This is a genomic window from Novosphingobium sp. FSW06-99, assembly GCF_001519065.1.
Lineage (GTDB): Bacteria > Pseudomonadota > Alphaproteobacteria > Sphingomonadales > Sphingomonadaceae > Novosphingobium.
The window spans coordinates 128,094-141,540 of the sequence record NZ_KQ954258.1; the positions used below are offsets into that span (position 1 = coordinate 128,094).

Genomic DNA, 13,447 nt, shown 5'->3' on the forward strand with positions numbered 1-13,447 from the left:
GTGAAAGCGAAATGAATTTGCGCTAATGATCCAGCCGCCGGCCCAGCTTTACCGCCAGCCAGACCAGCACCGGCACCATCACGGTCGACAGCACCAGCTTGGCGATGATCTGGCTGCCCATCATCACCCCCAGCGGCAGGGGATGACCATCGGCCCCGGCCACGCCCCAGAACGACAGCGTGATGAAAATGACCGTATCGACAATCTGGCTGAGCATGCTGGCCAGCCACGCGCGCACAAACAGCACGCGCCCCATGCCGTGCCCTGCCAGCCGGGCAAACACCGTGACGTTCAGCGTCTGCGACAGCCCATACGAGCACAGCCCGGCAAACTGCATGCGCGCGCCCTGCCCCAGGATCAGCGCAAACTGGCTCTGGTTGGCCCAGATCGGCGCGGGTGGCACCAGATCGATCACTGTACGGATCAGGATCATCGACAGGATCAGCGGCACAAACCCGAACCGCACCATACGCTGCGCCACCGCCACGCCGTGCAGTTCGCTGACCGCGCTCGACAGCACGATCAGCAGCAGAAACGCGAAAATCCCGCTTTCGACCGTCATCCGCCCGATCAGCGGCCAGGTGCCGACATCGGCCAGTTTTGCCCCCAGCACCCCCGCCAGCACGGCCATGCCGCCATAGACGAGCGCGTAGAGGAACAGCGAGGGCGGAACAGCGAGGGCAGGCTTTGCGGTGTTTTCCATCAAGCGGCGTTAAAGCATCGCGCAAAAAAGTGGGAACCGGTTTTTTTGCATTTCGTGATGCGATCGCCAGAAACTCGGATTTTGACCCGGTGCCAAATTGCCTTTACCCGAGGGCGCAATCGATCCCGTCGGAGCACCCGCGCGCACCATGCATATCCTGTCCAGCCTTGCCGGAATGGCGCTGATCCTCGCCATTGCCGTGGCGCTGTCGCACGACCGGCGCGCCATTCGTGCGCGCATCGTGGTGCCCGCATTTGCGCTGCAGATCGGGTTTGCCGCGCTCGTACTGCGGTTTCCGCCGGGCAAATATGCGCTGGAAAGCGCGGCGCACGGCGTTGAAAGCCTGCTCGGTTATGCCCGCGCGGGGGTCACGTTCCTGTTCGGGCCGCTGGCCGCACCCGAAATCGGCGGACACAGCTTTGCCATTTCGGCGCTGCCGACGATCGTGTTCTTTGCCGCGCTGATTTCGATTCTCTATTATCTCGGCATCATGCAGCAGGTGATCCGCTGGATCGGCGGCGCGCTGGAAAAGATCACCGGGATCAGCCGGGTCGAGGCGCTGTGCGCGGCGGCCAACATTTTTGTCGGGCAAAGCGAATCGCCGCTGGTGATCCGCCCCTATCTGGCGGGCCTGGCCCCGGCGCAGATGTTTGCGGTGATGACGGTGGGCATGGCAGGCGTCGCGGGCACCATTCTGGCGGCCTATGCGGCAATGGGCATCCGCATCGACTATCTGGTCGCCGCCGCGTTCATGTCGGCGCCCGGCGGCGTGCTGATGGCCAAGCTGATCTATCCCGATGAGCCGCCTGCCCCACCCGAGATCGCCGGCGATGCGCCGCTCAACGATCCGCACGAGCCGGTGATCGCCGACCACGCCGAAGAACGCCCGGCCAACCTGATCATGGCCGCAGCGCAAGGTGCGCAGACCGGCGTGCGGCTGGCGGTGGCGGTGGGCGCGATGGTGCTGGCATTTGTCGCGCTGGTGGCGCTGGCCAATGGTCTGTTTGGCTGGGCAGGCGGGCTGATCGGCTATCCGGGGCTGGCCTTTCAGGATGTGATCGGCACCGTGTTCGCCCCGGTGTTCCGCCTGCTGGGTGCGCCCGACTGGCACGAGGCGCAAGTGGCGGGCGCGATGTTCGGCACCAAGATCGTGCTCAACGAATTCGTCGCCTTCATCGACCTGGGCGCGGCCAAGGGCCTCAGCGCGCAGACCGTGGCGATCGTCACCTTTGCGCTGTGCGGCTTTGCCAATTTCAGCTCGATCGCCATCCAGATGGCCGTCGCGGGCGGACTGGCCCCCAACCAGCGCCCGGTGATCGCGCGGCTGGGCCTGCGCGCGCTGGTGGCAGGCGCGCTGAGCAACCTGATGAGCGCGGCACTGGCGGGGCTGTTTCTGACGGTTTAGGGCGACCTTGCGACCAATCTGTGGCACCGTGACGGTGCCCCGCCGGACACAAGCCGGGTATCGCGCAAAACAGCCCCCCTTGCATTTCTCAATCACATCGATAGACATAACGCCGTGCCGGATCCTTCCCACCGACGGCGCGCTGTTTGTCGATGTAGAGGAATGCGAAGAAACCATGACCGATCTTGCCCGGGCCCGTCCCGAAACGATTGCGCTGCACGCCGGTTGGCGTGCCGATCCGACCACCGGGTCGGTAGCGGTGCCGATCTATCAGACCACCTCCTACCAGTTTCACGACACCGAGCATGCGGCGAACCTGTTTGCGCTGAAAGAACTGGGCAATATCTATACGCGCATCGGCAATCCGACGACCGACGTGCTGGAACAGCGGGTCGCCGCGCTCGAAGGCGGGGTCGCCGCGCTGGCGGTGGCTTCGGGCCAGGCGGCGTCGACTTATGCCGTGCTCAATCTGGCGCGTGCAGGCGACAATATCGTTGCCTCAACCGATCTCTACGGCGGCACCTGGAACCTGTTTGCCAACACGTTGAAAGACCTGGGTATCGAAGTGCGCTTTGTCGACCCGGCCGACCCGCAGGCGTTTCGCCGCGCGACCGATGACCGCACCCGCGCCTATTATGCCGAATCGCTGCCCAATCCCAAATTGATCCCCTTTCCGATCGCCGAAGTTACCGCGATCGGGCGCGAATTCGGCATTCCGCTGATCGTCGACAACACCGCCGCGCCGCTGCTGATCCGCCCGTTCGATCATGGCGCGGCGATCGTGGTGCATTCGGCCACCAAATATATCGGCGGCCATGGCACATCGATCGGCGGGGTGATCGTCGATGGCGGCAATTTCGACTGGGAAGCCTTTCCCGAGCGCCAGCCGCTGCTCAACACCCCCGACAACAGCTATCACGGGGCGGTCTGGGCGCGCGATATCAAACCGCTGGGGCCGATCGCCTATATCATCCGCGCGCGGGTAATCCTGCTGCGCGACATCGGCGCGGCGCTGTCGCCGTTCAACGCGTTCCAGTTGATCCAGGGGATCGAAACGCTGCCGCTGCGCATCGAACGCCACAGCGCCAACGCCGTCCAGGTTGCGCATTACCTGTCGGCGCATCCCAAAGTCCGCCTGGTGATCCACCCCGCGCTCGCCACCGGGCGCGCGGGCGAACTGGCAGCGAAATATCTGGCACGTGGCACCGGCGGGCTGGTCGGGTTTGAACTGACCGGCGGACTGGCGGCGGGACAGGCGTTCATCAACGCCCTGAAGCTGTTCTATCACGTCGCCAATATCGGCGATGCGCGCAGCCTGGCGATCCACCCCGCATCGACCACCCATTCGCAATTGAACCCCGAGGAACAGGCCGCCACCGGCGTCACCCCCGGCTATGTCCGGCTGTCGATCGGGATCGAACATATCGACGACATTCTGGCCGACCTGGCCCAGGCGCTCGACGCGGCCTGACACAACGGCTACCCCGCCTGGCACCGCCGTTCGTCACCGCACTATTCCGCGCTGTCGGGCAGGACCGGATGGCGATCGGGCGCGGGCGGCTGGCGGAATGTCGGCGGGGGTGATTTGGCCAGCGCGTCGAGCGCCACGGCCACCGCCGCCTCCAGTTGCGGATCGTGGCCCTGCCGCATTTTGGCCGGGTCCTGTTCGACGGTCACGTCGGGCGGAATGCCGATATCCTCGACTTCCCATTCGCCCTTGGTGCCATAGATCGCCCAGCGCGGCGCGGTCACGCTGCCCCCGTCAATCAGATCGGGATAGCCGCCGATGCCGACCAGCCCGCCCCAGGTGCGCACCCCGACCAGCGTACCGACACCCGCCTTGCGGAACAGCCACGGCAGGGCATCGCCGCCCGATCCCGACATCTGGTTGATCAGCATGACTTTGGGGCCGAAAATCGCCTGCGCCGGCTCGACCACCGGTTCGCCTTCGCGGGTGGAATTGATCATCTGCGGGGTGCGCTTCAACTGGTCGACGATGAAATCGGCAATGTCGCCGCCATGGTTGAACCGTTCGTCGAGGATCACCCCCTGTTTGCCGACCTGGCCGAAGTAATAGCGGTTGAAGTTGGCAAACCCTCCGCTGGCGGTGTCGGGCAGATAGACATAGGCCAGCTTGCCCCCCGACAGCGCATCGACCGTGCGCCGGTTGGCCTCCATCCAGCCGTGCAGGCGCAGCGGGATATCGCGCGCCAGCGGCACGATCTTCACATCGCGCGCACCGCTGCCATCGGCATTTGGCCCGACCGTCAGCACGATCTGCTTGCCCGCCAGCCCTTCGAAGCCCTTGTAGACTTCGTTGGCGGCATCGACCGGGCGGCCATTGATCGCCAGCAGATAGTCGCCCGCATGGACTTGCGCACCCGGCTGGGTCAGCGGGGCGATCAATTCGGGGTTCCAGTTTTCGCCGGTCAGGATCGTGCGAAACCGGTAATGCCCGCCGACCAATTCAAAATCGGCGCCTGGCAGCCCCACCCCGACGCTGGCCTGTTCGGGCCCTTCACCGCCGCGCACGAACGTATGGCCGACACCGATATGGCCGAGCATTTCCTCGAACAGCGTGTTCAGTTCGGCGCGGCTGCCAAGGCCGGGCAGAAACGCGGCATAGAGCTTTTCCGCGCGCGCCAGATCGAGCCCCTGCGCCTTGGGATCATAGAGGAAATCGCGCTCTATGCGCCAGACTTCGTGGTACATCTGGCGCCATTCGGCAGGCGGATCGACGGTGATCGCGGCGGCGAATTTCATCGCATCGGGGCCCGCCTTGGCCGGGGCATCGGTCGGCGCCAGAAACAGATCGCGTTTGCGTGCAAACAGGATCTTCTTGCCATCGGCCGACACCGACAGCGAATCCGCATCGGCCCCATCGATCAGCGTGACGGGCTTGCGCGTCTTGGCATCGAAGCGGATCACGCTGACCGGAACCGGCGCATCCCCGCCCTGTGTCATGTCGTGATCGGTCTGCACCACCGGTGCGCTGACCGCCAGTACCGCGCCCGCTTCGGCGGGAAACAGCGTGACATAATGCGCCACCGGCAGGCCCAGCGCGACAATCCGCTGGTCCAGCCCGTCGAAATCGATCTGCACCGGTTTGGGCGCGGCGGGGGTCTTGTCGGCGGCTTTCTTGTCCGCCTTGTCGCCTTCGCCTTCCTCGTCGCTTTGGGGGGCAGAGGGCGAAACCCCGTCCTTGCGCAACACCGCGGCATAGACCGCACCGTCGGTGGCGCGGCCCAGGCTCGACATGTCGAGCCAGCCCGCGCCCAGCCCGCGGCTGGTGTCGGCAATGAAATAGAGCACATCGCCGCCCGCATCGAACCGGGGCGACACCGCATCGCTCAGCCCGTCGGTCAGCGCGCGCGAGGTGCCGGTGTCGACCGCGTGGATCATGATGGTGTGGAGGTGGTTGGGCCCTTGCAGCGTATAGGCGATGAACCGGCTGTCGGGCGACCACGCCGGATCGAGGTTGAAATCGGGACTGTCGTAACGGTCGGTGGCGATCTTCACCGGCTTTGGCTCGTGCGCGGTCAGATCGATCAGCCACAAGTTGAGCCGTTTGTCGTGATAGACGATCCGTTTGGAATCGGGTGACCACACCGGCGCATAGAAAAACGAGGCGGGGCTGCCCAGATCGATCTTGCGCACCGCGCCGGTGCCGTTCTCTGCGCGGATATGCAGCGCATATTCGCCCGATTCATCGGAAAAATACGCCACTTGCTTGCCATCGGGCGACGGCGCCGGGTCGCGTTCGGCAATCCCGGCGGTCTGCGTCAGGTTGCGCGCATCGCCCTTTTCGACAGGGATCGACAGGATCTCGCCATGCGCCTCGATCACCACGCGTTTGGCCGACGCGGTCAGCACGGCCTTGGCAATGTCGCCCTTGTCCAGCGTCTTGATATGCACGCGCCGCGCCGGTGCCTCCGCGCCCAGCGTGATGGCAGGCCGCGTCAGCGTGCCACTGGCCAGATCATACAACTCGATCCGGCCGAAATGGTCGATCACGATCGCGCCTGGCCCCGCCGCAGCCGAGGCCATGTCGAACCCGTGGCCATTGTCGATCAGCCGGGTCACCGCGCCGGTGCGCGGGGCATAGCGATAGAGCGAGACCGGCCCCTCGCGGTCGGACAGGAAATAGACATCCTCGCCCACGAACATCGGATTGCGGTCGTTGGAATTGTCGCGCGGCACTTTGGTAATCGCGCTGTCTTTCAGATCGGCGATCCAGATGCGCGCGGTCTGCCCGCCGTTGTACCGTTTCCACGCCGGTTGCCACTGGCCGAACGGGGTATAGGCCAGATGGCTGCCATCGGGGCTGAGCGCGGCGTCCTCGCCCGAAGGCAGCGGCACGGGTTGCGGATCGCCGCCGCCGACCGGGATCAGATAGAACCGGTCGAGATCGCGGATGGTGTCGCGTTGCGACCGGAACAGCACGTTGCTGCCATCGGCGCTCCACCCCAGCGCGACATCGGCGCCGGGGTGCCAGGTCAGACGGCGCGGCGTGCCCCCGGCGGTGGGCACGACATAGACATCGGTATTGCCATCATAGCGCCCGGTATAAGCGATCATCGAACCATCGGGCGAAAACACTGGCCGACTGTTGTCGCCCTGCCCGGTCACCACCACATGCGCCGCGCCGCCGCCACGCGGGACCACCCAGATCGCCCCGGCATAGTCGAACGCGATCGCATCGGCCGACAGGCTGGGATGCTGCAACAGCCGGGGCGGTTCGCGGCCCTGTGCAGACGCACCAAACAACGCCGCCGCGACAAGTGCGGTGGTTGCAAAAAATTGGCCTCGCATGAAGTCCCCCGCCATCAAGCACCCGCTGACTGCGCCTGGGCAACTGTGGCAGGCCTGTGCGGGAAATCAAGCCGGGGCGTGTGTGCCCATGCTCTCGGCCTCGATCGCGGCATAGAGCGCAAACGGATCGCGCACCGCACGGCCCAGCGCGGCCTCGAATTCGGCCTGCGACGAGGCCCCGGCATAGTCGTGGCGCGCCTCGCCCGCCAGGTTCGACTGGAAGATGCCCGCTGCACTGACCGGCAGGAAATCCTCATAGACAATCGGTTCGATCGCATCGCCCCGGCGGCGCACATGGATCAGGCCCTGTTCGACCAGCGTGGCCAGATCGTCGGGGAACGCGGCAAAGGCACTGGCCAGCCGTTGCGCATAAGGCACGCCGCGATCACCATCGAGCGCCTGCGCCAGCAAGGCATCATAGAGCGCGCGACCCTTGCGGGTCAGCGCCGCGCCGCGCTGTTCGATCTCGCCAAAGCGCGCGGTGTGGCGGCCCTGTTCGTCGCCGGTCTGGTCGGTGAAGCGCACCGGTTCGGTCAATGCGCGAAAGCTGGTCTGGCGCAGCAGGACCGGTACGGTCCGCGCCGGGGGCCCCTCGATCATCGCCTTGGCATCGATGCCCGCCGCTTCCATCGCCGCCTGTGCCGCGTCGATATCGTGGGTGCGCGGGGTCAGGTGGTTGATATGCGGCCCCTTGAACGCGACGATATCGGCGATCAGCCGATGCGCGTCCGACAGCCGCCGATAGGTCGCGCTGTCGACCGTGGCCTCGGCATGCCAGCGAAAGGTTTCGAGCAGCGCGGCGACAAACGCATCGGCATCGGCGTCATCCAGCCCGCCCTGCGCTTCGGCCCGCGTGATCAGCGCGATCGCCTCGGGGCGAAAGATCTGCCGACGCGCCAGGATCGCGGCCACTTCCTCGCGCAAGGCGGCATCGGCGATCAGGTCGAGCCGCAACAGCGAACAGAACACGCGGAACGGATTGGCCGCCAGCGCTGCATCGGTGACCGGGCGAAACGCGGTCGAATGCACCGGCACCCCGGCGGGCGCCAGATCGTAATAGCCGACCGGCTCCATGCCCAGCACCGCAAAGGCGCGCGCCATCATTGCCAGTTCCGCCGCCGTGCCGACGCGGATCGCGCCATGGCGTTCGGGTTCGTCGGCATCGGCATGCCCGGTGCGCGCGTTGACCGCATCGACCAACGTCAGCAGATCGGCATAGAGCGGCACCTCGCGCCGGTACATCGCCGACAGCGCGGCGCAGAACCGCGCCCGGATCGTATCGGGATCGACCAGATTGTGTGCCACCGTCATGACTGTCATCCTGTCCATGGCTTGACCCGGCATCATCAGGGTCATACCGCAAATGCCATCAATCGCGGCAAACACAGGCGCAATCAAGCGATGAATCGACCTGACATCATTCCCGAATGGAATGACCCAGCATCGGCGCGGCGCAATCTGCCCGCCACCGCCACGTTGCAGGCGTTCGAGGCGGCGGCGCGCCTGGGCAGCTTTACGCGCGCCGCGCGCGATCTGTCGCTGACCCAGAGCGCGATCAGCCGCCAGATCCGCGCGCTGGAGGACAGTCTGGGCCAGGCGCTGTTCTTTCGCGACAAACAGACCGTGCGGCTGACCCCGGTGGGGCAGACGTATGCCGCCGAAGTGCGCCGCGCGCTGGCGATCCTGTCGGCGGCAACGCTGGGCTGTCGGCTCAATCCGGGTGGCGGGGTGCTCAATCTGGCGGTGCTGCCCACCTTCGGCACGCGCTGGCTGGCGCCACGACTGGGCCGGTTTGGCGAATTGCACCCCGGCATCACGCTGAGCCTGACCACACGGCTGGCGCCGTTCGATTTTGCATCCGACACGATCGATCTGGCGATCCATTTCGGACGGCCGCACTGGCCGGGCGGCGAACTGATGCCGCTGATGCCCGAAACCGTGCTGCCGGTGTGCAGCCCGGCCTTGCGCGCGCACCACGGTTTTGCCCAGGCTGCCGACCTGACGCGCGCGCCGCTGATCCGGCTGACCTCGCGCGCCGAGGCCTGGCCGCGCTGGTTTGCGCGGCACGGCATCGATCATGTGCCCGGCGCTGCGATGCAGATCGACCAGTTCGCCACCGCCGCGCAACTGGCCATTGCCGGGGCCGGCGTGGCGCTGATGCCGACATTCCTGATCGCCGAGGAATTGGCACAGGGCCTGCTGGTCACCGCGATCGACACCGCGCCCAGCGACAGCGACGACAGCTATTATCTGGTCTGGCCGACCGGGCGGCGCGACTATCCCCCGCTGGTGGCCTTTCGTGAGTGGATCTGTGCCGAGGCGGCGGGGACATTTCACCCCCTGCCATTGCGGCAAAAGGACATCGCCGGCTGATGGCCGAAACTGCCAAAGCCCCGACCATGCGGAAAATCAACGGGCGCGCCTTGCTGTTGCTGACCGCCGTCGCGCTGGGTGGCGCCGCACAGGCGCCCGCTTCGCCCGACACGTTCGCGCCCGGCCCCGGCCAACCCCAAACCGAGCGCGCCTGCACCGCCTGCCATTCTGCCGCGCTGGTCACCGGTGAGCGCCGCACCGCCGCACAATGGGCCCGCCTGGTCGACCGCATGATCGCCAACGGCGCGCAAGTGCCCGACGCCGACTATCCCGCAATCGTCGCATACCTGGCGCGCACCTACCCCCCGAGCGTTCGCTAAACCGACCCCACCCCGGCCGGGGTTCGCGGTCGGGTTTGACCTTGACCAGAGCGTCCCTAGCGCCGCGTTCCAGCCAGTTCGAGCAGACCATCGATGTCAAGATGCTGTTCCAGCGCATCGGCCAGCGAATCGAGCGCCTGATCGACGCTATGCGCATAATCGGCCCCGCTGCTGCGCGCGCCCATGCGGGCCAGCACCGCGCGGCGCAACGGGGTCGATGCCAGCAAGGCGTGGCAATATGTGCCCATCACCCGGCCATCGGCGCTGATCGCGCCATCCGCGCCGCGCCCGGTCAGGTGCGCAAAGGGCCGGGCGCAATCGGGCCCGGTGGTTTCGCCCATGTGCATTTCATACCCGGCAAAGGCCTGATCGAGCGCCAGGCCTTGCACCGCCAGCAGGGCCTTGTGCGCGGTCAGCTCGGTCACGACATCGAGCAGCCCCAGCCCCGGCGCGGTGCCCGGCGTGCCCTCGATGCCCAGCGGATCGGCGATGGTGCGGCCCAGCATCTGGTACCCGCCGCAAATGCCCAGCACCATGCCGCCGCGCCGATGGTGCGCCAGGATATCGATATCCCACCCTTGCGCGCGCACAAACGCCATGTCGGCAATCGTCGCCTTGGATCCCGGCAACACGATCAGCGCCGCCTCTGCCGGGATCGGCGATCCGGGCGGCACCATCACGACCTCGACCGAAGGTTCCAGCCGCAGAGGATCGAGATCGTCGAAATTGGCGATGCGCGGCAGGATCGGGCAGGCCACCAGCACGCGATCGGGCATGACCTTGCGCGCCGCTTCCAGCACCACCGCATCCTCGCTGGGCAGGCGCGCGGTCTGCGCCAGCCAGGGCACCAACCCGAACCCGCGCCAGCCGCTGCGCTGTTCGATTGCGCGATAGCCATCGGCAAACAGCGCGGGATCGCCACGAAACTTGTTGATGATAAACCCGCCGATCATCGCCGCATCGGCGGGATCGAGCACCGCGCGGGTGCCCACCACGGCGGCAATTACCCCGCCGCGATCGATATCGCCGACCAGCACCACCGGCACCCCGGCGGCGCGGGCAAAACCCATGTTGGCAATGTCGCCCGCGCGCAAGTTGATCTCGGCGGGTGATCCGGCGCCTTCAACCACCACCACCTCGGCGCGCGCGGCCAGCCGATAATAGCTGGCCATGACATCGTCCAGCAGCGCGGCACGGGCCTCGCGGTAATTGCCGCTGCCCAGCGTGCCGCGCACCGCGCCATGCACGATCAACTGGCTGGTACGATCGGCCTGTGGCTTGAGCAGCACCGGGTTCATGTCGGTGTGGAGCGTCGCGCGCGCGGCGATCGCCTGCAGCGCCTGCGCGCGGCCGATTTCGCCGCCTTCAGGCGTGACGGCGGCGTTGTTCGACATGTTCTGCGGCTTGAACGGCAGGACCGACAGCCCGCGATTGGCCAGCGCGCGGCACAACCCGGCCACCAGCACCGATTTGCCGACATCCGACCCCGTGCCCTGCAACATCAGCGCCGCCATGGCCCTAGCGCGCCCCCATCCAGCCGCTGAGAACGATCCACGCGCCAACTTCGGCCAGTTGCTGCATCGCGCCGAGCACATCACCGGTCTGCCCGCCGATCTGGCGCCACGCCAGCCATGCCAATGCGCCCACCATGGCGGCGATCGGCAGCGCCAGGATCAGCCCCGCCGCGCCAGCCAGCACCAGCAGCGCGCCAAGCCCCAGCGTCAGCGAAACGCCCGCCGACACCGCGCCGACACCCGACGCCGCCTTGCCCAGACCATCGTCGCGCGCGGCGGGCATGCGCCACAGCACCGGGGCCAGACCGGCACGGCTGGCCACGCCGATCGCCACCAGCGTGCCCAGCGCGCGACCGGGTGCCACCGCCGCCACATCCGCCAGCGCCGCCCAGCGCAACCCGACCACCAGCACCAGCGCCAGCACGCCATACGTCCCGATCCGGCTGTCGCGCATGATCGCCAGCTTGCGCGCGCGGTCGGCCCCGCCGCCAAAGCCGTCGGCCAGATCGGCCAGCCCGTCTTCGTGGAGCCCGCCGGTCACCAGCACGCCCGCCGCCAACGCCAGCCCGCTGGCCACCATGGGCGACAGATGCACCATCAAGCCCAGCGCGAGCGTCGCCGCGCTTGCCCCGCCGACGATCACCCCGACCAGCGGAAAGGCCCAGGCCGCCGCGCCGATCGAGGGCACCGGTTCGCGCAAGCGCCCCATCGGCACCCGGCTGAGCAGCATGAAGGCCAGCCGCAGTTCGTGCAGCCGCGCGCCGATCACGCGGTTGCCACGCCAGCCTGGGCAAAGGTCGCCATGCCGTTGTGGCAGGCCAGCGCAGAACGGACGACGCCCAGCGCCAGCGCTGCGCCAGACCCTTCGCCCAGCCGCATGTCGAGCGCCAGCAGCGGCTGTTTGCCCAGTCCGGCGGCCAAACGACGATGCCCCGGTTCGGCGCTGACATGGCCGATCAGACAATGATCCAGCGTCGCCGGGGCCAGCGCGTGCAGCGGTGCGACCGCCGCCGTGCAGATAAAGCCATCGAGCAGAACCGGAATGCGCGATTGCCGCGCCGCCAGCACCGCGCCGCAGATCGCCGCCTGTTCGCGCCCCCCCAGCGCCGCCAGCAGATCGAGCCCGCGCCGTGCGCCATGGCGGGCCACACCTTGCGCCACGACATCGGCCTTGCGCGCGATCCCGGCGGCATCGGCGCCGGTGCCGGGCCCCACCCATTGCGCCGCATCGCCGCCAAACACCGCCAACGCCAGTGCGGCGGCGACGGTCGAATTGCCGATGCCCATTTCGCCCAGAATCAGGATATCCGCCGCTGGATCAACCGCCGCCGCGCCGGCGTTGATCGCCGCCAGACACTCCTCGTCCGTCATCGCCGGGCCCGCGGTGAAATCCGCCGTTGGCCGATCGAGATCGAGCGCCACCACATTCAGATCGGCGCCGTTCGCCGCGCACAACTGGTTGATCGCGGCGCCCCCGGCGGCAAAATTGGCGACCATCTGCGCGGTCACTTCGGCGGGAAAGGCGCTGACGCCATGGACGCAGATGCCGTGATTGCCCGCAAACACCAGCGCCTGCGCGCGCGCGATCACGGGCCGCGCCGTACCGCGCCATCCGGCCATGAACACCGCCAGGTCTTCCAGCCGCCCGAGCGAACCGGGTGGTTTGGTCAATTGCGTCTGACGGTCGCGCGCCGCCTGCGCAGCGGCGGCATCGAACGGTGCCAGATTGGCCAGCACCCCGGAAATTGCGTCAAGCCGGTTGAGCATCACGTCACTTGCCATCACTTCACTTTCAGCGGCAGCCCGGCCACCGCCAGGATCACTTCATCGGCCACGGCGGCGACATGCTGGTTAAGCCATCCCGCCGCATCGCGAAAGGCGCGGGCCAGCGCGTTGTCGGGCACGATCCCGCTGCCCACTTCGTTGGTGACCAGCACCACCGGATCGCCTTGCGCTTGCAGGCACGCGACCAGCGCGGCGGCCTCGACCTGCCAGTCATGGCCACCGAGCATCAGGTTGGTCAGCCACAAGGTCAGGCAGTCGACCAGACGCGGCCCCTGCCCATCGCTTGCCACCAACGCCTCGGTCAATGCCAGCGGGGCATGGCGTGTGTGCCATTGCGGCCCCCGCCGTGCCTGATGCGCGGCGATCCGTTCGGCCATTTCGGCATCGTGCGCTTCGGCGGTGGCGATATAGATCGCCTGCGCGCCCAGCGACAGTACGCGTGCTTCGGCAATCGCGCTCTTGCCCGAGCGCGCACCGCCGGTCACCACAATCACCTGACCCATCGCCTGGCACCCTGTCGAAGTTTGACTTGCCC

The 13,447-nt window shown here is 67.2% G+C and carries 11 protein-coding genes; 4 read left to right on the plus strand and 7 right to left on the minus strand.

The genetic code is table 11. From position 1 onward, the window contains the following. Window positions 1–22: 22 nt before the first annotated feature. Window positions 23–703 carry a queuosine precursor transporter gene (locus AQZ49_RS14500; RefSeq protein WP_067616881.1) on the minus strand — a complete coding sequence of 227 codons (681 nt, stop codon included), beginning with the start codon at window positions 701–703 and terminating at the stop codon, window positions 23–25. 148 nt (window positions 704–851) lie between these two features. Between AQZ49_RS14500 and AQZ49_RS14505 the strand changes: the two genes are divergently transcribed. Together AQZ49_RS14505 and AQZ49_RS14510 are read left to right on the plus strand one after the other, a co-directional pair. After that, window positions 852–2,108 (plus strand): NupC/NupG family nucleoside CNT transporter, encoded by a 1,257-nt coding sequence (locus AQZ49_RS14505; protein ID WP_067616884.1) that lies wholly within the window; start codon window positions 852–854, stop codon window positions 2,106–2,108. Window positions 2,109–2,283: 175 nt separating this feature from the next. Continuing rightward, window positions 2,284–3,579 carry an O-acetylhomoserine aminocarboxypropyltransferase/cysteine synthase family protein gene (locus AQZ49_RS14510; RefSeq protein WP_067616885.1) on the plus strand — a complete coding sequence of 432 codons (1,296 nt, stop codon included), beginning with the start codon at window positions 2,284–2,286 and terminating at the stop codon, window positions 3,577–3,579. Between the two features lie 41 nt (window positions 3,580–3,620). On the opposite strand, the gene AQZ49_RS14515 is transcribed toward AQZ49_RS14510, so the two are convergent. Further along, window positions 3,621–6,920, minus strand: a complete 3,300-nt coding sequence (locus AQZ49_RS14515) for a S41 family peptidase (protein ID WP_197411055.1) — start codon at window positions 6,918–6,920, stop codon at window positions 3,621–3,623. Between the two features lie 66 nt (window positions 6,921–6,986). Continuing rightward, the gene (locus tag AQZ49_RS14520) at window positions 6,987–8,231 is read right to left on the minus strand and encodes a VOC family protein (protein WP_067617180.1); all 1,245 of its coding nucleotides are present in this window, start codon (window positions 8,229–8,231) and stop codon (window positions 6,987–6,989) included. Window positions 8,232–8,321: 90 nt separating this feature from the next. Here AQZ49_RS14520 and AQZ49_RS14525 point away from each other — a divergent pair, with 90 nt between their 5' ends. Both AQZ49_RS14525 and AQZ49_RS14530 read left to right on the plus strand, forming a co-directional pair. Beyond that, window positions 8,322–9,293 (plus strand): LysR substrate-binding domain-containing protein, encoded by a 972-nt coding sequence (locus AQZ49_RS14525; protein WP_067616896.1) that lies wholly within the window; start codon window positions 8,322–8,324, stop codon window positions 9,291–9,293. Then, window positions 9,293–9,613 carry a hypothetical protein gene (locus AQZ49_RS14530; protein ID WP_067616905.1) on the plus strand — a complete coding sequence of 107 codons (321 nt, stop codon included), beginning with the start codon at window positions 9,293–9,295 and terminating at the stop codon, window positions 9,611–9,613. The genes AQZ49_RS14525 and AQZ49_RS14530 overlap by 1 nt, the downstream gene beginning before the upstream one ends. A 56-nt stretch (window positions 9,614–9,669) precedes the next feature. Here the strand turns inward: AQZ49_RS14530 and AQZ49_RS14535 are convergent, their stop codons facing one another. Genes AQZ49_RS14535 through cobU form a run of 4 tightly spaced genes read right to left on the minus strand, consistent with a single transcriptional unit; the run spans window position 9,670 to window position 13,415 of the window. After that, complete coding sequence (locus AQZ49_RS14535) at window positions 9,670–11,127, minus strand: cobyric acid synthase (protein ID WP_067616908.1); 1,458 nt, start codon at window positions 11,125–11,127, stop codon at window positions 9,670–9,672. A gap of 4 nt (window positions 11,128–11,131) precedes the next feature. Next, entirely contained in the window at window positions 11,132–11,896 is a 765-nt protein-coding gene (locus AQZ49_RS14540; protein WP_197411056.1) for an adenosylcobinamide-GDP ribazoletransferase, read from the minus strand. Continuing rightward, window positions 11,893–12,909, minus strand: a complete 1,017-nt coding sequence (gene cobT, locus AQZ49_RS14545; protein WP_067616910.1) for a nicotinate-nucleotide--dimethylbenzimidazole phosphoribosyltransferase — start codon at window positions 12,907–12,909, stop codon at window positions 11,893–11,895. Before cobT ends, AQZ49_RS14540 begins: the two co-directional genes overlap by 4 nt. Continuing rightward, window positions 12,909–13,415: a bifunctional adenosylcobinamide kinase/adenosylcobinamide-phosphate guanylyltransferase gene (gene cobU / locus AQZ49_RS14550; protein ID WP_067616911.1), complete on the minus strand. Its 507-nt coding sequence runs from the start codon at window positions 13,413–13,415 to the stop codon at window positions 12,909–12,911. The genes cobT and cobU overlap by 1 nt, the downstream gene beginning before the upstream one ends. Window positions 13,416–13,447: the final 32 nt, after the last annotated feature.

Excerpts from the sequence above, each read along its gene's own strand:
- AQZ49_RS14535 (WP_067616908.1), bottom strand. The coding sequence starts at position 11,127 with ATGGCGGCGCTGATGTTGCAGGGCACGGGGTCGGATGTCGGCAAATCG.
- AQZ49_RS14515 (WP_197411055.1), bottom strand. The coding sequence starts at position 6,920 with ATGCGAGGCCAATTTTTTGCAACCACCGCACTTGTCGCGGCGGCGTTG.
- cobT (WP_067616910.1), bottom strand. The coding sequence starts at position 12,909 with ATGGCAAGTGACGTGATGCTCAACCGGCTTGACGCAATTTCCGGGGTG.
- AQZ49_RS14530 (WP_067616905.1), top strand. The coding sequence starts at position 9,293 with ATGGCCGAAACTGCCAAAGCCCCGACCATGCGGAAAATCAACGGGCGC.
- AQZ49_RS14520 (WP_067617180.1), bottom strand. The coding sequence starts at position 8,231 with ATGACGGTGGCACACAATCTGGTCGATCCCGATACGATCCGGGCGCGG.
- AQZ49_RS14525 (WP_067616896.1), top strand. The coding sequence starts at position 8,322 with ATGAATCGACCTGACATCATTCCCGAATGGAATGACCCAGCATCGGCG.
- AQZ49_RS14500 (WP_067616881.1), bottom strand. The coding sequence starts at position 703 with ATGGAAAACACCGCAAAGCCTGCCCTCGCTGTTCCGCCCTCGCTGTTC.
- AQZ49_RS14510 (WP_067616885.1), top strand. The coding sequence starts at position 2,284 with ATGACCGATCTTGCCCGGGCCCGTCCCGAAACGATTGCGCTGCACGCC.
- AQZ49_RS14505 (WP_067616884.1), top strand. The coding sequence starts at position 852 with ATGCATATCCTGTCCAGCCTTGCCGGAATGGCGCTGATCCTCGCCATT.
- cobU (WP_067616911.1), bottom strand. The coding sequence starts at position 13,415 with ATGGGTCAGGTGATTGTGGTGACCGGCGGTGCGCGCTCGGGCAAGAGC.